At 61.2% G+C, this 19,214-nt stretch carries 17 protein-coding genes; 7 read left to right on the plus strand and 10 right to left on the minus strand.

The features are described from left to right. The first annotated feature begins 171 nt into the window (after window positions 1-171). The gene (locus ACWHXP_RS07935; RefSeq protein ID WP_134222435.1) at window positions 172-471 is read left to right on the plus strand and encodes a hypothetical protein; all 300 of its coding nucleotides are present in this window, start codon (window positions 172-174) and stop codon (window positions 469-471) included. A gap of 100 nt (window positions 472-571) precedes the next feature. On the opposite strand, the gene ACWHXP_RS07940 is transcribed toward ACWHXP_RS07935, so the two are convergent. Both ACWHXP_RS07940 and ACWHXP_RS07945 read right to left on the minus strand, forming a co-directional pair. Then, window positions 572-3,226 (minus strand): EAL domain-containing protein, encoded by a 2,655-nt coding sequence (locus ACWHXP_RS07940; RefSeq protein ID WP_489634075.1) that lies wholly within the window; start codon window positions 3,224-3,226, stop codon window positions 572-574. Window positions 3,227-3,328: 102 nt separating this feature from the next. Then, window positions 3,329-4,510, minus strand: a complete 1,182-nt coding sequence (locus ACWHXP_RS07945; protein WP_121045516.1) for an acyl-CoA dehydrogenase family protein — start codon at window positions 4,508-4,510, stop codon at window positions 3,329-3,331. A gap of 238 nt (window positions 4,511-4,748) precedes the next feature. On the opposite strand from ACWHXP_RS07945, the gene ACWHXP_RS07950 reads away from it, so the two are divergent. Further along, on the plus strand, window positions 4,749-5,594 hold the full coding sequence (locus ACWHXP_RS07950) for a hypothetical protein (protein ID WP_489622885.1): 846 nt from the start codon (window positions 4,749-4,751) through the stop codon (window positions 5,592-5,594). A gap of 29 nt (window positions 5,595-5,623) precedes the next feature. Here the strand turns inward: ACWHXP_RS07950 and ACWHXP_RS07955 are convergent, their stop codons facing one another. The 7 genes from ACWHXP_RS07955 to ACWHXP_RS07985 all read right to left on the minus strand — a co-directional run bounded on the left by ACWHXP_RS07955 (window position 5,624) and on the right by ACWHXP_RS07985 (window position 13,863). Further along, window positions 5,624-6,505: an ABC transporter permease subunit gene (locus ACWHXP_RS07955; protein WP_489634074.1), complete on the minus strand. Its 882-nt coding sequence runs from the start codon at window positions 6,503-6,505 to the stop codon at window positions 5,624-5,626. After that, window positions 6,502-7,287 (minus strand): taurine ABC transporter ATP-binding protein, encoded by a 786-nt coding sequence (locus ACWHXP_RS07960; protein WP_489634073.1) that lies wholly within the window; start codon window positions 7,285-7,287, stop codon window positions 6,502-6,504. The genes ACWHXP_RS07955 and ACWHXP_RS07960 overlap by 4 nt, the downstream gene beginning before the upstream one ends. Window positions 7,288-7,378: 91 nt before the next feature. Further along, window positions 7,379-8,389 carry a taurine ABC transporter substrate-binding protein gene (tauA, locus tag ACWHXP_RS07965; RefSeq protein ID WP_489634072.1) on the minus strand — a complete coding sequence of 337 codons (1,011 nt, stop codon included), beginning with the start codon at window positions 8,387-8,389 and terminating at the stop codon, window positions 7,379-7,381. Between the two features lie 99 nt (window positions 8,390-8,488). Continuing rightward, window positions 8,489-9,475 carry an agmatinase gene (speB, locus tag ACWHXP_RS07970; protein WP_489634071.1) on the minus strand — a complete coding sequence of 329 codons (987 nt, stop codon included), beginning with the start codon at window positions 9,473-9,475 and terminating at the stop codon, window positions 8,489-8,491. Window positions 9,476-9,676: 201 nt separating this feature from the next. Beyond that, window positions 9,677-11,170, minus strand: coding sequence for a PepSY domain-containing protein (locus tag ACWHXP_RS07975; RefSeq protein WP_489634070.1), 1,494 nt, complete (start codon window positions 11,168-11,170; stop codon window positions 9,677-9,679). Window positions 11,171-11,175: 5 nt separating this feature from the next. After that, window positions 11,176-13,356 carry a TonB-dependent receptor gene (locus ACWHXP_RS07980; protein WP_489634069.1) on the minus strand — a complete coding sequence of 727 codons (2,181 nt, stop codon included), beginning with the start codon at window positions 13,354-13,356 and terminating at the stop codon, window positions 11,176-11,178. A 129-nt stretch (window positions 13,357-13,485) separates the two neighbouring features. Beyond that, window positions 13,486-13,863 carry a DUF2946 family protein gene (locus ACWHXP_RS07985; protein ID WP_489637767.1) on the minus strand — a complete coding sequence of 126 codons (378 nt, stop codon included), beginning with the start codon at window positions 13,861-13,863 and terminating at the stop codon, window positions 13,486-13,488. A 142-nt stretch (window positions 13,864-14,005) separates the two neighbouring features. Between ACWHXP_RS07985 and copC the strand changes: the two genes are divergently transcribed. Then, entirely contained in the window at window positions 14,006-14,524 is a 519-nt protein-coding gene (gene copC / locus ACWHXP_RS07990; protein ID WP_489634068.1) for a copper homeostasis periplasmic binding protein CopC, read from the plus strand. Further along, the gene (gene copD / locus ACWHXP_RS07995; protein WP_489622878.1) at window positions 14,521-15,405 is read left to right on the plus strand and encodes a copper homeostasis membrane protein CopD; all 885 of its coding nucleotides are present in this window, start codon (window positions 14,521-14,523) and stop codon (window positions 15,403-15,405) included. Before copC ends, copD begins: the two co-directional genes overlap by 4 nt. Window positions 15,406-15,488: 83 nt before the next feature. Here copD and ACWHXP_RS08000 read toward each other — a convergent pair whose 3' ends face one another. Then, window positions 15,489-17,063, minus strand: a complete 1,575-nt coding sequence (locus ACWHXP_RS08000) for a subtype B tannase (protein WP_489634067.1) — start codon at window positions 17,061-17,063, stop codon at window positions 15,489-15,491. A 383-nt stretch (window positions 17,064-17,446) separates the two neighbouring features. On the opposite strand from ACWHXP_RS08000, the gene ACWHXP_RS08005 reads away from it, so the two are divergent. From ACWHXP_RS08005 to ACWHXP_RS08015, 3 genes are all read left to right on the plus strand, one after another. After that, on the plus strand, window positions 17,447-17,833 hold the full coding sequence (locus ACWHXP_RS08005) for a DUF2946 domain-containing protein (protein ID WP_489634066.1): 387 nt from the start codon (window positions 17,447-17,449) through the stop codon (window positions 17,831-17,833). Between the two features lie 322 nt (window positions 17,834-18,155). Then, window positions 18,156-18,521 (plus strand): helix-turn-helix domain-containing protein, encoded by a 366-nt coding sequence (locus ACWHXP_RS08010; RefSeq protein WP_489634065.1) that lies wholly within the window; start codon window positions 18,156-18,158, stop codon window positions 18,519-18,521. 119 nt (window positions 18,522-18,640) lie between these two features. Then, window positions 18,641-19,036 (plus strand): DUF2946 domain-containing protein, encoded by a 396-nt coding sequence (locus tag ACWHXP_RS08015; protein WP_489634064.1) that lies wholly within the window; start codon window positions 18,641-18,643, stop codon window positions 19,034-19,036. Window positions 19,037-19,214 lie beyond the last annotated feature (178 nt).

A 19,214-nucleotide genomic window follows, 5' to 3' on the forward strand; every position in this document is an offset into this window, starting at 1 on the left:
TTGTTTAGGGTGGCGGCAGCGCGATGCAAAAAATCACGGCAGCAGATTGGGCAAGGCCGGCTTTTCATCGCCCGGGAATGCGCGCTGCTTGTCGATGTTGAAATCAGGAAACGCCTGATGGCAGTGTGGATCGCCACGTCCTATCTTGGTTTGCATAACAAGGAGGGAGACATGTGTACCAATGCCATGAGCATCGCGCGGCGTCATCTGGGCATCATCGTGCGGCTGTGTGAGATGTCGGAACAGGATGAACCGATCGGCGAGCTGGTGCGCTCCACGGTTCGCAACTGCCTGCTGGCCATGCAGACGGCGGGAACCGAACCGATGGAGGCCGCCGAAATCATCGAACAGTTGCTGCAGCATGAACTGGCGGCCTTGCCGGCAGAGCGCGCCAAATGCCGCAAGGTGCTGGAAGCGGCGCACCTGCATGCGGAATACCTGACCATGGCGGAGCGTCGCGCCACTCATTGAATGAGGCAACACGCGCGAATTCAGGGGTGAAATCACGCATGAATTCGCGCATGAATTCGGGCGTTCATTCAAGCGTTCATTCGAGCCGACAACCCATGCCTCACATCACGTCATCAAACTGTTCCGCAGGCACCGGCCTGCCGAACAGGTAGCCCTGATAGCGCGTACACCCCAGCGCCGCCAGGAACTGCTGCTGCTCGCGGGTTTCCACGCCCTCGGCAATGACTTCCAGCCCCAGCGCATCAGTCAGAGTGATGATGCTCTTGGCGATGGCCACGTCGCTGGGCGCAAACAGCAATTCGCGCACGAAGGACTGATCGATCTTGAGCTGGTCGATTGGCAGCCGCTTGAGCAGCGACAACGACGAATATCCCGTCCCGAAATCGTCCAGTGACAGGGCCAGGCCGTGCTGCTTGAGTTCCATCATCTTTTCGATGGTGGCCTGCACATCCTCGACCATGGCCGACTCGGTCAGCTCCAGCTTGAGGTGGCAGGGATCGGCTCCGGTCGCTTGCAGAGTCTCCAGAATGGACTTCACGAAGTCCGGCTGGCGGACCTGGACAGCACTGACGTTGACGGCGATGACCACCGGCACCCGCCGGCCTTCGCGGTTCCAGCGCACCGACTGCCGGCAGGCCTGCTGGAACACCCAGAGGCCCAGCGGCAGGATCAATCCCGAGGCTTCGGCCACCGGAATGAAGATGGCCGGCGAGACGCTGCCACGGAAAGGACTGTTCCAGCGCGCCAGCGCTTCCACCCCGATCAGGTTGCCGGCCTGGTCGCGCTGCGGCTGATAGTGCAGCAGGAATTCGCTGCTGCCGATGGCGCGCCGCAGGTCGCTTTCCAGACCGGTGCGGAAATGCAGCGCATGTTCCATCGCCTGGTCAAACAGGCAGCTGGTATTGCGCCCCTTCTGCTTGGCCGCATACATCGCCAGGTCGCCCTGGCGCAACAGGTCTTCGACGCTGGCGCCTTGTCCGTGCATGAGGGCGATGCCGACCGAGCAGGTCGCGAAATGACTGAGTCCGTCCAGGTCGAAGCGCTGCTCCATGGCCGCCACGATGCGCTGTGCGAATCCGCAGGCGCTCTCTTCGATGAGGGCTGGCGAGGCCAGGGGCTGCTGCTGCAGGATCACGAATTCATCACCGCCCAGGCGGGCGACCAGGGCCCCGCCAGCCAGTTCCTGCAGGCGTGTGGCGATCCGGCAGAGCAGCCGGTCGCCGATGGAATGCCCGAGGGCATCGTTGAGATCCTTGAAATTGTCGATGTCGATGAAGAACAGCGCTGAGGGCTGGCCGAGATAGCTGGCGGCGGCGATCTGGTCGAGCAGCAGGCGGCGGTTGGGCAGGCCGGTGAGCGGATCATAGAAGGCCAGTTGCCGGGTTTCGTCCTGCAGGCGCTTCTGGTCGCTGATGTCGATCTGGGTGCCGACGTAGTGCGTGATGTGTCCGGCCGGATCGGCCACGGCGGTCAGGGTCAGCATGGCGCAGAAGGTTTCGCCGTTCTTGCGCCAGACCCGCACCTCTCCCTGCCATTTGCCGTTGCGCTGGACCAGCGTCCATAGCCGGGCACGAAAATCCTTCTGGTCCTGCTCGCGCTGGCAGGGCGGCATCCCCTCCGCAGGCAGCTCGTGCAGCTGGTAACCGGTCAGGGCGATGAAGGCGGCATTGGCATCGAGCACGTTGCGCCCGGCGTCGAGCACCCAGATCGCCTCGGACGAATGAAAGGCCGCCGCCGCGATGCGCAGCGAGGTCTCGCTCTGCTGCAGCCGTGCCGTACTGCGTGCCACTTCGCGCCGCAGGTAGGCGGCAATCAGCAGGGCACACAGCAGCAAGGCCAGCGCGCCGCACAGCAGCCACCAGACATGGGCGGGCAGGCTGGTATTGCCGCGCCCCCACTTGCGCAGGATCTGGAAATACATGGAATCAGGATCGGCCTGCCATTGGCTGAGCGCGCGGTCGATCGCGGCCAGCACTTCCGGGTCCTCTTGCTTGCCACTGACGAAGAACAGCTTGACCGGCTGGAACACGATGCTGGTATCGGTCAGATGATAACGATCGGCCAGCATGTCGCCCGCTTGCTGGCTGGCAACGATGCCATCGAGCTCGCCCGCCGCCGCCATCCGGAAACCGCTCTCGACGTTGTGCAGCATGACCAGGTGGACCTTGATGCCGGAGTTGTCGATCAGGTTGCGGAAATAACTGGCCTGCACCGAGTTTTCGAGCAGGCCGATCCGCTTGTCCTTGAGATCGAAGACGGAATTGATCGCCACCGAGCGGCTGCGATAAAGGATGGACCAGCTGTAGAGCGCCGGTACGGAAGGGAACTGGAAGACCTTGTCGCGCTGCTCGGTCCAGGCCACGTCGGGCAGCAGGTCGATCCGGCCCTCCTCAAGCTGCTTCAGGCAGGCCTGCCACTCACAGGGGGCGAAGCGCAATTGCCAGTGCTCGCGCTCGGCAATGAGCCGGATCAGGTCGATGTGCAGGCCGCTGGCCGTCCCTTCGCCGTCGAAGAAGATCTTGGGGGGATTCTGATAGACGCCGACCGTCAACAGCTTGGCAGATGCGCCTGGCGGCTGGGCGTGCGCAGTCATGCAGACGCTGCCAGCGGCCAACAGGCCCAGCAGTGCGAGCCGTTTCAGCAGGCATTGCCACGAACGGGGAAGCCGCCACGCGTTGCCGCTGGCCGGCTTGCCTTGACGACCGCTGGCCGGTTTCTCCCCTGTTGCAGCCAGAGTGGGTGCTGGTTGATTCATGCTGCCCGCGCCTGTCCCTGATTTGGTTTTTTGTCTACTTTATAGGACAACTAACCAAATGAAAACCCTGGCGGGCGCAGGGTATTACGGGCAGGGTCAGGCTCAGAAGAAACCTTGCGTGGGCAGCCGGACCTGGTTCACGCTCAGGTTGCCCAGCGCATAGGCCTTGTGCGAGGTCGGGTTGTGGGTGGAGATGGTACGGATATTGCGCCAGTGGCGATCCAGGTTGAACTGGGCGAGCGTGGCCGAGGCCCCGGCGATATCGAACAGCGCCGTGGCGGCGTGATGGGCGATGCGGTCCACCGTGATCTTGGCGCGGGCGGCGGCAGCGGCCGCATCTTGCAGGCGATCATCGGCATCAGACGCATTGGCCTTCAGGGCGGCGTAGGCGCGGTCGGCTTCAGCGGCCGCGGCCAGCACCACGGCGCGGGTGGCGAAGGCATCGGCATCGCGTTCGCCCAGGGCGGTCAGGAGGATGGGATCCTGTGCAGCCGAGGGCGTAGGGGCGTAGTAGTAATTGCGCTTGCGCTTGCCCAGCAGGGCGGCGCCGTCACGGGCAACGGCGCTGACCACCCCGGCGATCACCGAGGTCAGGAAGAGCTGGGCGATGGTCGAGCCGAAGACGGCCTGGCGCGCCGGTACCTGATCCGGCAGGACCACTTCATCGGCGGCCACCACCACGTTTTCGAAGACGGTCGTACCACTGCCGGTGAGGCGCTGGCCCATGCCGAACCAGTCGTCGACAGTCTGTACGCCTTCACGCTGGCGCGGCAGCAGTACGACGGCGCGGCGGCCATCCTCGACTGACACGGTCACGTGCAGCCAGTCGGCGAAGAGCGAACCGGTGGAGTAGAACTTCTGGCCGTTGAGTACGTAGTGATCGCCCTGGCGCACCAGGCGCGTGGCCAGCGGCGCATTGCCGCCGATCTGGGGCTGGCCCAGTTCGGTGTGGGAAGCGCCGACCAGATCTCCGGCCCGCACGCGCTCGCGCAGGCGCTGCACGCCCGCATGCTGCAGAGGTGCATTGAGCAGGCGTTCGAGGGCGACGTGGTGATTGCGCCAGATGTGGGCGACGTTGGGATCGGCCGCACCCAGCTGGATGGCCGTATCGAGGGTCTCGACGAAGCTCGCGCCGCCACCGCCGTAGTCGGCGTCGAGGCGGCCGGCACCGAAACCGGTGGCCTTGACCTCGGCGATGACGTCAAAGGGTTGTTCGCGCTGGGCGTCGCGCTGGGCAGCGCCGTCGGCGATGCGTTGCAGGAGGTCGGGAGAGATTGTGCTCATGAGGTCGTGTCTGAAGAGGTCCGGGAATCGGCCTTGCAGCGGATGGCAAGGATGAGGGCATCATAGGGTCATGCAGCGCCGGACCAAACTGCGAAATTCTTCTTAGCTTGCGCGCTGGGTGCATAGCCGTCCTGGTGCCGGGCTGGCAGCCTGGCCATTGAAGCTTTAAGATCAGGGCTTTTGCGGAACTCGGGTTGAATGGGGCATGCGTCTTCGGTCATGGAAATTGCTGTTGCCAATGCTGTTGCTCTTGTTGTCGGCGGGCCTGTGGCTCATTTGCAGCGAGCGCGATGCCAGAGACGGTTTCGTGAGAGAGGGCATTGCCATCCGGGTGAATCAAGCCGCTGATGAGCTCATGGAAAAATATCCGAAGCAGCTTGAAGTCGCCAGACACCCTGCAGGGCTGAATTTCTACAGCATGGATTGGCCACGGGACGCCCTGGCGAGCATCGTCATCGGTCAGCCGGACCACGCGGTGACCATCCCGTATGTTCTCGGCATCAGCGGAACTGACGATACCGGATATCCGGAGGAGAACATCTCCGAATGGCACATTTATGCCGGTCTGACGGCGCCCGAACTGATGGGCCACGACGAAGCGCGGCAAGCTTTCTTCCGGTTGATTCAATCCATTCGCGATGCCGGATGGCGCAATGCGATCTCGCGGGGTGCTCCCCGTCTCAAGGGAAAGGACACGCTGCGCTACGTTCAGGCGGCGCTGGTGGGCTGCCTGGATCCGGACTATGTCCCTGATCTGGAAGAGTGGATGAAGCTGGGTGCTGGCAGCAGCTGGTGTTTCTACGCCGATCATGCGTACTTCAGAATCAACCTGACCCGGGATCAAAACCGCACGGACATTCACCAGCCGGGTGCGTATTTCCTAACCTATGACCTGGTGGCCGAGAATGAGGAGATGCGCGCCTACGTAGGCCCTCAGAACAGACGCGAATGGAAGACGCGTCTTCCGGAAGCGCTCGCGCTGGAGCTGGCAGATCGGCAGCAGAAGGAAACGGAGTGGCAGCGCAAGGGCGCGCGCATTGATCGGGCGTATCAAGATCCGCCGGTGCCGGCCATCGCTCCTTGAATGCGCGTACATGACGTATTTTGCAGGCCTCAGCTCTTGCCCTTCCAGGGAACCAGCGCGCGTTCCAGCAGGCGCATCCCATAGCTGAAGCCGAAGGCGCAGGTGGCAATCAAGGCGATGCCGACAAAGACCGCATCGGTTGCCAGGAAGTGGGAGGCCGACATGATCATGTAGCCGATACCGCGATTGGCTGCAATCAGTTCGGCTGCCACCAGGGTGCTCCAGCCCACGCCCAGCGCAATGCGGATGCCGGTCAGGATTTCCGGCAGGGCCGAGGGCAGGACGATCTCGACCAGCAGTTGCCAGCGCGTCGCGCCCAGCGAGAGCGCCGCATTGACCCGCTCCAGCGGCAGCGAGCGTACGCCCGCCTGCGCCGACAGCACCACGGGTGCAAACATGGCCAGGGTCAGCAGGGTGATCTTGGAGGCCTCACCGATGCCCAGCCAGATGATCATCAAGGGCAGGTAAGCCAGCGGCGGCAGGGGCCAATAGAATTCAATCGGGGTATCGAGCACACCCTTGACCCAGCGATTGAGCCCCATCAGCAGGCCCACCGGAATACCCAGCGAAACCGCAATGACGCCGGCGGTCAGGATGCGCAGCAGGCTTGCGCCCACGTGTTCGGTCAGGGTGGCATTGGCGTAGCCGTCTTCCCAGATGCTCCGGGCCACATTGATGACCTTGGAAGGGGTAGGCAGGAACAGGTGCGGCACCCAGCCGGTCTGCGCGATGAGCCACCACAGCGCCAGGATGGCGATGCCGGCGGCCACGCTGATGCGCACCGTAGAGCCTTCGCCGATGCCGAAGCTGCGCATCTTGACCAGGCGCGGCGGCGCACTGGCCGTGGGGGGAGCCGATGTCCCTGCGCGCAGGGAATCGAGCAAGGGGAGGGGTTGGACTTGGTCGCTCATGATGTGACGAGGTCTTCGGACTGGTGGACGATGGCGCGAATCTCTTCACGCAATTGCGCAAAGGCAGGTTCGGTCTGGATGGCCCGGGCATCGCCTTCGGCGGCAAAACGGCGCACGAAATTGGTCTCGAAACGCGCCACGATGCGGCCCGGGCGCGGTGACATCACGATCACCTCGGTGCCCAGGAAAAGCGCTTCCTCGATGGAGTGCGTGATGAAGAAAACCTGCTTGCCCGTGCGCGCCCAGACCGACACCAGCAGCTCCTGCATCTGTTCGCGGGTCATGCTGTCGAGCGCACCGAAGGGCTCATCCATGAGCAGGATCTTGGGATCCGGAGCCAAAGCGCGGGCCAGGCCCACGCGCTGGCGCATGCCGCCCGAGAGTTCGTAGGGAGCAGCCTTGGCAAAATCCTGCAGTCCTACCAGGCGCAACAACTCCTGCGCATGGTCGCGGCTTTCATTGCGCGGCACGCCGGCAAACTTCAGACCGAGGGCAACGTTGTCCTGCACCGATTTCCAGGGCAGCAGGCTGTCCTTCTGGAACACTACGCCACGCTCGGCACCAGGTCGGAAGACCGGTCTACCGTCGAGGGTGATGCTGCCTTCGGAGAGCGGCAGGAATCCTGCCATGGCATTGAGCAAGGTCGACTTGCCACAGCCCGAGGTGCCCAGCGCGACTACGAAGCCGCGTTCGGGAATCTCCAGCGAGACCCGGTCCAGCGCATGGACCACCTGTTTGTCCCGGCCGGCAAAGAAGACGCTGGCGTTTTCTACTTTCAACATGTGTGTTCTTTCCAAACCGTTCAAACGCAAGCGCCGTGCGACAGGGTGGCTATCGGCACGGCGGGCTTGCAGACGGTATCGACGGGGAGGCTTACCTCAGGCCAGTCACCGCCGTTGGGGTGACGAAGGCGGCATAGCTGGGCAGCACGTCCGAGATCTTCTTCTGTTCCTTCAGGAACACGGCGGTTTCCTTGAGGATCTTGGCCAGGCCCGAGTTTTCACCGCCACCCAGCCAGGCCGGCGAGGCTTGGGCGCTGACCGGTACCAGGTTCAGGTTCTGCAGGCCCGAAGCCTGGTCGGCCGGGGTGCCGCCGAGCAACTTGGCCAGCAGGCGTGCGTTCTCGCTATCCTTGTTCCAGGCAGCCTTGTCGTTCTGGAAGGACAGGCTGGCCTTGTCGATCACGGCGCTGAAGGTCTTCAGGAATTCAGGCTGTTCCTTGGCAAACGAGCCGGTGGCAATCCACGCCGAGAAGGTCGGCGCGCCCTTGTCGGCCACATCCTTGGAGGTCACCAGGACTTTGCCGTTTTTCTTCAGTTCGGTCAGAGCCGGGTCCCAGACGAAACCGCCGTCGATGTCGCCACGATTGTAGGCGGCCACGATTTCAGGTTGGGGAATGGCAAAGACCTTCACATCCTTCTCTGTCCAGCCCTGGCTCTTGATGAGCGCCAGCAGCTGGTAATGGTCGGTGGAGACGGGCGCGGCCGCCAGCTTCTTGCCCTTCAGGTCGGCAACGCTGTTGATGCCCGAACCATTGCGCACCACCAAGGCCTCATCGGTCCCGGAGATGGAGGCCAGGTAAAAGGCCTTGACGTCGAGTCCGCGCGAAGCCGCTGCAGCCAACGGGCTCGAGCCCACATAGCCCACCTGCACATCACCACCGGCGATGGCCGCGATCACGTCGGCACCGGAATTGAACTTGCGGAAGTCGATCTTCTTGCCGGTGGCCTTTTCGAATTCGCCGTTGGCGATGGCCAGCGACGAGGGCAGGGCATCGCTCTGGTAGCCGACGACGATGGGCTTGTCGGCTGCACCTGCGGCTGTGGCTCCGGTCAGCAGCAGGGCGGCGATGGCGGTGTTGAATACTCTTCTTGTGATGTGCATGGTCTGTTCCTGTTCTTGGTTTAATGGGCGCGCAAGCTTGCGTCGTTGATGAGTATGCAAAGCGCGCATGGCTTGCACAACGACCGTTTTCGCGGTTCCTTATGCGGATTTCGCGGATGACTCTTTGCGAGCTTGCACGCTGTGCGCCAGCACGCACAGGATTTCGAAGGCGAGCGTGGCGGCCACCAGTGCGGTATTGCCGCTGGGGTCGAAGGGCGGCGACACCTCCACGACGTCGCCGCCGACCAGATGCAAACCCTGCAGGCCGCGCAGCAGGCGCTGGGCTTCCAGCGTCGTCAAGCCGCCGATTTCAGGGGTGCCGGTGCCGGGCGCGTAGACGGGATCCAGGCCATCGACGTCGAAGCTGATGTAGGTCGGGCCATCACCCACCACACGCCGTGCTTCGGCGATGACGGCGTCGAGTCCGAGCTGATGGAACTCGTCGATATCGATGACCCGGATGCCTTGCTGCTGACCCCAGGTATCTTCGGCGTCGTGGTAGAGCGCACCGCGAATGCCGATCTGCACCGTACGGCGCGCATCGAGCACGCCTTCTTCAATAGCCCGCCGGAAGCCTGTGCCATGGGTGTATTTGTGGCCGCCGAAGTAGGTGTCCCAGGTATCGGTATGGGCATCGATATGAATCATCCCCACCGGTCCCTCCTTGCCCAGTGCGCGCAGGATGGGAAGACTGGCCAGATGGTCGCCGCCGATGGCCAGCGGGGCCACCTCGGCGGCATGCAGCTTGGCAAAGAAGGACTCGATGCGTTGCAGGCTATCCATCAGGTCCACGGGATTGACGGGGGCATCGCCCAGATCGGCACAGTGGCACAGCGCGAAGGGATTGATGCCGCTGGCACGGTTGACGTTGCGCACCATGGTGGAGGCATCGCGCACCTGGCGCGGACCGTGCCGTGCACCGGGACGGTTGGTGGTGCCGCCGTCCCAAGGGACGCCCACGAGTGCGATGTCGAGCTCGGCCAGACGCGCGTCCTCCAGTGTTAGCGGCGGCAGCCGCATCAGCGTGGGGATGCCGGCGAAGCGCGGTAGCACCGAGCCGGTAATGGGAGTGAAGAAGTCGTTCATGCAAAAAGCCGGCAAGGAGGGGCGCGATGAGCAAAGGTGCTCACGGTCAAAGGCGGCAGTCTGTCCGTTGGCGCGCCGGCTTTCAACGAAGAAAAATACCATTGCTAATGCAAAGAACGACTTAAGCAGATCATCTGCGACACCTGAACTGTCAGCCGCCAGCCAAGCAAAAGATCGCTGTCCTTGGGACTTCAACGAGTTCTAGTTGCCACTTCTCATCTTTCTATCGACACGACGCACCCCGATGACAATCCCGCTGAGAGAAAGCCCCAGTCCTCCAAGACTGAGCAGGATCAGCACAGCCTCCCTCCAGCCGACCGCAGCCAGCATGAAATGCAGGTCCCAGCTATGCAGGAAGCTGAACAGCCAGCGCCCCACGCGTTGCGCGCGGTCAGCGGTGAGAGCGATCTGCCCGGTGGCTGGATCGATATAGACCAGGGTGCTACCCGCATCATCAAAACGCAACCTGAGCACCGGCAGGCGACGCTCGGCGCCGCCCATCATGGCTTCCGGCGCACGGCGGTAGTAATAGGCATCACCGCCATCGAGCAGCTCTGCCTGCATGAGTTTGGCGGGCAGCAGCATTGCAGCGGCCTCTTGCAGTACGGCCTGTGGCCATCGCCGCTGCACCAGCAGACCCTGTGCATCCGTGGTGACGATGCGCGTGCCATCTGCGGCATCCCGTGCTAGCACGAAGCAATGGCCGCCAAGATTCTTCCACTCCAGTTCGACGGCCTGGAAACCATCCCGCTGCAGTGCCTGCAGGATGTCCGTTGGCGTGCGATCCATGTGCTGCCGGGAGACAATGGCCCCGTCGTAGCGCGCCAGGTTCGGCGATTGCGTCGGTGAAAAAATACCCAGTGGATTCATCGACATCAGACCACTGAAGATCCATGTCAGCGTAATGGCAGCAAAGCCCAAACCGAGCAGATGGTGCCAGCGCATCCATCCCGGGGCGAAGGGCGAGCGGGAACCGGATTTGTAAGGTCGCGCAAAGCGCCAGCGCCAAAGCCCCACGACGATGCCGCTGCAGGCAACCAGAACGCAGCCGGCCGAGAGCGTAATAACGGTCCAGCTCCAGACCGGATCGCGCGACTGGTTCTTCAAGGGATAAAGCCAGTGCAGCCACGCGCCAACATAATTCCACATGCGCTGAGAGCGGCTGGCCTGCATCACCACCTCACCGGTCCGGGAGGAAACGTAGAGCAAGGTCTGCGCAACATCGCCGACCTGCACCATGTGCAGGGGGCGATGCGGGTTGAGGCTGCCGGAATGGGTCCAGCGGTCTTCATCGATGCTGCCCAGGTATTGAACATTGGCTCCGCCTGAGAACACCCTGGCGCTATGCAGTGCCGCAGCGCTGCCGTAGCCGTCTGCTGGCACACCATTGGACCCATCTACGCTGGTCAGGCTGCCATCCGCACGCTGCACGATATAGCGCGCTTGCCCGGAAGCGGCGTTGAGGACCAGTCGGCTGACCGTCCCATCTCCCATGACCTGCGAGGGCAATTGTGGTGCGGCACTCAACGCTGGCAATGCTGCCAATCGGTCCCAAGGGGTGAGCTTGGGATAACCGATGAACAGCATCACCATGCCGCTGACAAACCACAATGCCATCAGCAGGCAGCCGGCGACACCGCACCAGCGGTGCGTGAGATAGGTCCAGCGCCGCAGGCTGCCTGTCAATTTCTTCATCAAGCTCAAAAGCGATGATTCAGCGTCAGCTGAACTTCGCGCTCGGGACCATACAGCCATTGCGTGGTGGTGTAATACGCCGTGGTGAAATAACGCTTGTCGAAGACATTGTTGGCACGCAGTGTGACCGTGGTGGCCTGCGTGGCCTTCCATTGCAGCGCCAGGTCAGTGGTGGTGTAGGAGGGCAGTCTGATCGTATTGGCATTGTCGGCATAGCGCTGGCCGACATACTGCAGGCCGCCGCTGGCGGTCCATGCCGGCAGGAAGTTCCAGCTCAGCCAGACATTGGCCAGACGCTCGGGGACATTGGTGGGTACCTTGCCGTCACGCGAGACAGCCGCGCCACTGACCGATTCGGTGAAGTCATCGAAGCGTGCGCGCAGCACGGTGGCATTGGCGTTCAGTCTCCATTGCTCTGCAAAGGCCAGCGACAGGCTGGCTTCGATCCCTCGCGAGGACTGCTGTCCGACCTGCACGCTCACACTGGGATTGGCCGGATCGCGGGTCAGCAGATCGATCTTGCGGATATCGTAGAGCGCCAGCGTCCACTCACCGCGCTTGTCCCAGAACACCTGCTTGATGCCCGCCTCAATCTGTCGTCCGGTCGACAACTTGAATTTGCTGTTGGCCTTGCTCATGAAGAGCATGCTGCTCACGGGCGCGGCAGCCTTCGAGTATTGGCCGTAGACACTCAGGTCAGGGGTAATGGCATAGACCGTTCCCAAGCGCCAGCCCAAGTTGGAGAAGCCTTGATCGAAGCCACCCGTGCCACCGGCAAGATCGGTGCGGGAGACATCAGCGTGATCGAAGCGCAGACCGGCCAGCACACTCAGTTTTTCGGTCAGGTCCAGCTTGTCTTCGGAGAAGACTGAATACTGCGAGGCGCGCGCGCGGAAGCGAGGCAGGAAAGCCGGAATCCCCACGCCGCTGGCATAGCTGCCCGGGTCGAAGCTATAGGGATTGACTGAGCTGAAGCTGCCACTGTAGGTGTTGTTGGTGTGCGTAAAAGACGTCGAGTTGATATCAAAGCCGACCGAGACCTGATTCTTCAGGCCTGCCAGATGTCCCTTGAAAGTCGCATCAGTAGTTACCCCGGTCTGAGACTGGTCATGACGGATTTCGGTGGCATCGCCACGATCGACCAGTCCGGTCGCGTTGTTGTAGACATAGCTTTCAGCGTTGCGCCAGTAGCGATTGCTGTTGATCTGATAGAGACGGGTGCGCAGCGTGGTATCGGCGTCGGGTGTCCACTGGGCTTCCAGTTGCGCCCAGCGGTCCTTGTAGTCGATGGTGCCGTCAGCCACGTTGTAGTTGCGTTCGCGCAGCGCATCGACTTGTTGACCGTTGATCAGGGGCGTACCGAAATAGGCCATCGGACGCTGATGCCCCTGGGCATAACTCAGCTGCACGAACAGATCGCGATTGACATCCAGGCGCAGCGCACCGGACAGGCTCAGGTTGTTCGTGTTGCCGCGATCGACCCAGCCATCCGAGCGATCTCCCGCGATGTCGACCCGGTAGGAAAGCATCTCGTTGATGGCGCCGCCGCTGCCCAGTCCCAGGCGCCGGGTGTTGTGGGTGCCGATGGTAGTTTCAATTTCGTTTTCGATCTTCCCGCGTGTGGGCTTTTTGGGGGTCACATTGACCACGCCGCCGATGGCACCATCGCCATAGATCACCGAGGCAGGTCCGCTGAGGACTTCGATACGGTCAATGTTCCAGGTGTCGAACGGAAAGCTCACGCCCACGCCACCGTATTGGCGCAGTCCGTCATAGAGACGCATCACGGAGGTGGCATCGGTGAAGCCGCGTGCCGACAGCGCGCTGCCGCTGTTGCCCGGGTGGCCCATGGCGCTGTAGCCGGGTGCGGGGGTGATGGCATCGGTGATGCTGGCGTCGCCGCGCTCTTCCAGTTGTTGGCGGTTGATGACGGTGACGCTGGCTGGCGTCTGCAATGGTGTCAGATCCAGATTGGAACCGACCGATACCTGATTTTGCAGCGGCAATGGACTCTGGGCATTGATCGTGATGGCGGGCAGCGCACTGGCGGATTCCTCGGCCTGGACAGGAGCGGCGAGGCAGAGCAAGGGCAGTGCATAGGGAGCATATGCAATCGTGCGGCGCAACTGGGCTGGCAGCGAACGGGCAGGATACGCGAGGGGGCGTGGTCGGGATTTTTTTGTCATGTCAGTGTCTCGGGGAAGGTATCGTGGAGTGACTGAGAAAGACCCAGTCACGCGCGGCACACAGCATCTTCAACGCCTCTTGAGGGCGTCAGGGTGGGGATGCCGGCTACAGTGACCGCATCGGGTCAATCAATAGCGTGGACCCGGTGGGCCGCGTGGGGCGGCAGTTGCCCAGGCCATGTTTGTCCGTCGCGCTCCCTGGACAAGCTCGACGGCCCGCGATATCCGCAATGGAGGCTGTGACAGGTCCAACCGCGACGGCAATGCGTGGGCAAGATCCTGCTTTGCGCAGAACATGCAGTGCCCTGCATGGGCTACATTCCCGGTTTTGCCAGTGGCTCCACCTGAAGTCGGAGCTGGATCATCGGAGACGGAACATATGTCATTCCAAGGTAAGGCAAGCTTGGTACCGATGCGTGCTTGCACCACTCCCGACCACATCATTGCCAGCAGGGCAGCAATGGTGAGCCACGCGATCATGCGTATGCGGGGAAGGCGAGTTTTCATGGGCGCAGATTCTAACGCCCAAGGAGCCGATCGGGCCGCTCACGGAAATCAAGCCTTCCTGTGAGAAAAAGACAGGAAGTCCTTGCCTGTAAAGGATTTGTAAGATTTTCTTCAGATGCACATTCGGCTTGTCTGCGACAATATGTCGCATGTGCTGCGCCTTGGTCGTGGCAAACTTGTCGCCCGCGAAGATGTGCGCCCGGATGCGGGCTCAGTCAGCTTCCATGAATCAAATCACCGGTCCGATCAAAGTAGGTACATCCCCTCAGCCGATCCCATAGTGGAATTGAAGATAATGAAAAATGTTAAGCGCTTCCTGTCACTAGTGATCCTTTCCAGTCTTTTCCTGGCGCAATTCGTCTGGGCGCACGCCCACCTGAAGACGGCCATTCCTGGCGATCAGGCGGTAGTGGCTTCACCAGCAGAGCTGACACTCACTTTCTCAGAGGGATTGAATCTGAAATTCAGCGGCGTCAGGCTGTCAGGCCCCGATCAGAAGGAAGTCAAATTGGGTGAAGCCATGCTCATGGACGAGGGAAAGTCATTCATGGTGGGGATCCCCGCACGACTGGCACCGGGCACCTACACGGTGCAATGGCATGCCTTGTCCGTGGATGGACACAAGACCGAGGGCAGCTATAGCTTTTCCGTAGCGCCTTGATTTCTCCCACGCTTCTGTTGGGGCTTTGCCGGCTGTCACTCGATGGTGCGGCACTGTTTTTGTGGGGCTCCGGCCTGACCTTGTTTGTGCTGGTGGCAGAGCCGCTCAGGAGCGTGCTATGGCAACGCCTGGGCGTATGGCGACGTCTTTTGTTCGGACTCCTGTTGACTGCCGTGCTTGCCAGTTTGCCCGTGCAAGCCAGTATTCTTGGCGATGGCTGGGCTGATGCCTGGCACCTTGACATGCTCGCTGCGGTAGCCAACGGGACCTCAATCGGTACGGCATGGTGGACCCAGCTGGTCGCCGTTTGCCTGCTCCTGCTCAGCGTGACGCAATCGGATCGCGTGGGCCTGTTTGCATGCATCGCGGGTAGCGGCATCATACTGACGAGCCTGGCGCTGACCGGTCATGCCGTCATGCATGAGGGAGGGGCGGGAGTACTGCATCAGGCAAACGACGTTCTCCACGTGTGGAGCGTTGGCGCTTGGATAGGCGCGTTGCCTGTCGTCTTGATGATCCTGTCAGACCAATATCGCCGCGCGCATCCGGATCTGGTCAGTACAATCTTGCGGCGTTTTTCAAATATCGGCCATGCAGTGGTGGCATTGGTTTTCCTGACAGGCTTGCTCAATACCATCCTCATTCTTGGACGACTGCCGTTGGACTTCCATTTTCGCTACCAAGCGCTGTTGAGCATGAAGATCCTGGTGGCTGGCGCAATGATGGCGATTGCCGTGTTCAACAGGTATGTACTGGTACCGTCGATGCGTCATCATCGCAATGCCCTGCGACAGATACGCCGTCTGACCCTGGCGGAAATTTTGCTCTCCTGGTTTGCGTTGATGTTGCTGGCATGGCTGGGAATGTTGCAGCCAAATTGAAAATGCTGCCACTGCGGCAAAGCGCCGCAGCGTGACGTCTTGAGCACATGCTCTTGCGTTCCGAGATATCCGGTCTCCCCAGCCTAACTCACCTGCGCCTGGATCCATGCAAACAGCGACTCCAGGTCGTAATCGCCACTATGTGGGCGGTTCCAGGCGAACTCCAGATTGACCTGTGCGCCACGCTGACTTGCGGCTGCAGCGAGCAGCGTTGGCACCGCCAGCGAGGTGTCCCGATCCATCGTGCCTTGTCGGATGCGCCAGCGTTGCGCCACTACGGAGCGCGCATCAGCGATTTCCTGCATCGCATCCATGGCCTTGACCGTCTGTGGCTCAGCCAGGCCAGCACCGGAGACCTTGCTGTGCTGCGCCGAGAATGCGGTGAAGTGGCGCTTGTCGGTGTTCGCATCGCCGAACAGCTGATTCTCGCCGGTTTCCAGGGCCAGGCCATCGAAGGCTGGTTGACTCTTCATGCGTCCGACACTACGTGCATAGGCACTGAAATCGACTGCTACCACCTTGTCATCGCGACGCTGAAGCCATGCCAGCTGACCCAGGTCAGTGCCGCCCGCCTGGGCCTTGCGGGCCGAGTCGAGCAACATCCCGGCGATATGATCACGCAATGATCCGTGACCATCGGCCTGCAGGCTGAGCGTGCCTCCCTCCGGCGAACGCAGGCCCAATGCATTGACATAGTCGACAAATGCCGCACGCAGTTGCGCCGACAGCTGCAACTGCGCATCACTGAGCTGCCCCACGACTTCCTGACGCTGAATTTTGTAATCAAGCATCGAGATAGCCACGTTGCGATACTCTCGCACGCCCTCGAACTGCCATTCGTAGGCTTCATCGGCATGCGCCAGATTGGTAATGGGGCAATAAGCAGATACGGCGAAGATATCGTCGCGCCCCGGCGCTGCCCCCAGCTTGTTGAGCTCAGCCTCGTAGTCAGGGTGATTGCCGCTGGCACCCAACAGCGCTGACAAGGCACCACCCGCGCTGGTGCCATTGGAGATGATACGTTCGGGGTTGCCGGGGAAGCGGCCAGCGTTGTAGCGTAACCAGCGCACTGCCGCCTTGAGATCGACGATGGCGGCAGGCGCCTTGCCGGTCCATCGGCCATCGCTCGCTTGCAGAGTGCGTCCCCGCGCACCCGGGGCCGCGACGATGAATCCACGCGCCAGGGCCACGGCACTGGCGCTGACGGTATTTGTGCCCATAGGGGGAGGTGGCAAGGCCCCCGGAGGCAGGTCTGGCGGCGGATTGTGTTGCTGCCCAGGTTGGCCACCCGGCGGTCCCGGTGGAAAGCCGCGTCCGGCAAGAGTCCCTGGTTTTGCGGGCATGTAGCCGCCTACCGCATTGGGAAAGAAAATCGGGGCGCTACGCGCGTCGAAGCTACCGATGCGGCCGCCTTGAAAGTAGGTCTCGGGAATGTACAGATTGAGTACCTGGTACTCCGGCTCGACCGGTCGCGCCACGTAGGGGATGCCCTCGAAGGCGCGTACCTGGATGACCTGGCCATCAACCGTTACCTGTTGCTGTTTGTAATGCGCCGTGTCCAGCAGCAGTTGCGGGTTCTCTCGGATCGGCTGCGCAAACGCGGCCTTGGAAACCGTGGCCGCTGCAAGCAGTGCCAAATTGAATTCTCGTCGATTCATGAGGATGTTGCCTTATTGAAATTTAAAGCCATGCCAACTGCATCGCCTGGTTCGCGAAGGGAAAAAATGGCGTAACCCTTGAATCTTCTCCGCGCAGCCTGTGCCAGAAATGGCCTGCCTGAAGATCATATCAGTCGAGAAGTTCTTCAAGCTGGTTTTCAGAAATTTACTTCATGGACGGCGTGATTGTTTTGACGAGAATTTGATCAGTAACCGACGGGGAGATTCCAACGCCAAGCAATGCTACGGAAGTCGCATGGCACATGACCTGGCTGCGGCAAATTGACGCAGCCAGGTCCATGCAGCGTCAGCACCTGCGAATGCGGGCTTATCATAGCTGACGCCAAATCCTATTTTTGCCTCTCGTTTCCAGACCTCCGAACATGAGTTTGAGCCGACGCTTTCATCAACTGCTCGCATGGCTTGCGCTATGCGTGATGGTGTTTGGTGCTGCCGCTCCAACCATTTCGCGGACGCTGGCCTCCAATAGCCAGCTCACCTGGATGGAAGTCTGTAGTGCCAGTGGCACCAAGCGCGTCGCGGCACCGGGAAACAGTACGACAGGGCAGGAGAAAGTGCCCATCGACGGAGCACACTGCGGCTATTGTGTCCTTCAGCAGCACGCACCGACACTACCCTCTGTTGCCCCCGGCATCACCTCGCTGATTGCGTTGCTCGCGCATCCTGTCTTCTTCATTGCTGACGTCACCGTGGTCGCGGTTCTGGCTCCCACGGCACATCGCAGTCGAGCGCCTCCGGGTCTCGTTTAATCGCCTAGATCATGTGTGTTGCACAGGTCTCTTTCGCAGACTTGTGCAGGTCTTTGTGTGCCTGGCCAGTCTAACCACAGATGTTCAGCAAGGCAGAACATGAGCAAGCAGCATGCATCCAGGCAGGGATGCATGCCATCGGCTCATCACAATGGGAAAGCGAGCGCAGTCAGCGCGGAGGCTTTCTCATTTCCCTCCCGATCCATTCAGCGAACGCTCCGTTCAGGATGCCGCAACACACGTACGTCCGATTGCATGATCTCCAATCGAGACGTCCATCACGAGGTTTGTTACCCCGGCCTGTCCGGCCCCAGGAGGCCATATGCAAACGAATGATTATTTGGAATTGGTAAAGAGAAAGCTCGACCTGCAGTCCGACCACGCATTGGCAAACGTACTGGGTGTGACGCGCAGTGCGATCAGCCACATGAAAAGCGGAAAAAGTGGTATCGGCGATGCGACAGCAGTGAAGGTGGCCCAGCTAACGGGCATTCCGGTTGCTCACGTCCTGATCGCCATTCATCTTGAACGCTCGAAGGCCCCTGAGGTGAAAGCAGCGTGGGCCTCAATGATGGAAAAATTTCCCGCACCTGTTGATACCCTCATGCCACACCGCAATCGGCACCTGGACTGTTTTTCAGGGTGCTCGCATGAGGTATGTGTCGCTGATGGACATTCTGCAAGTTGAACATGTCGTCACTGCGGCAAATTGACGCAGCCAGAAGAATGGCTGCTCGTCGGTCGCAAGAGCGGGCTTATCATGACGTATCCTCGCCGTCACTTGGCCTACGTTTCGGATCGCTGAACATGAGTTTTAGCCCACGCTTTCATCGACTGCTCGCATGGCTGGCGCTATGCGTGATGGTCTTTGGCGCTGCCGCTCCGACCATTTCTCGAACCCTCGCCACCACCAGTCAAGTCACCTGGATGGAAGTCTGCAGCACGAGTGGCGTCAAGCGTGTAGCCGTACCAGGAAACAGTACAGCAGGGCAGGAGAAAATGCCGGCTGACGGAACGCACTGTGGATATTGTGTTCTTCAGCAGCACGCTCCGACACCGCCATCTGCAACGCTCAATATCACTTTGCTTGTGGCGGTGCTGGTGCATCCTGTCTTCGTCATTCCTGACGTTACCTTCGCCCAAACCTTGGCGCTCACGGCACATCGCTGTCGCGCTCCTCCCGGTTACCCGCAATTCCCTTGATTCCACGTGTTGTACCCGCCCTTTTCGCGGACTCGTGCGGGGCTGTACGCGCGTGCTCGGTGTGAGCGGAAATGTCGGCCCCAATAGCCCATGAATCAGCCGCAATCCTCTCAAACAGAGGTTTGCGTCATTGGCTATTGCACCGGTACAGCCCGAAATAACAGTCGGCCGGGATGCC

The organism is Herbaspirillum sp. Her2, from assembly GCF_057961375.1.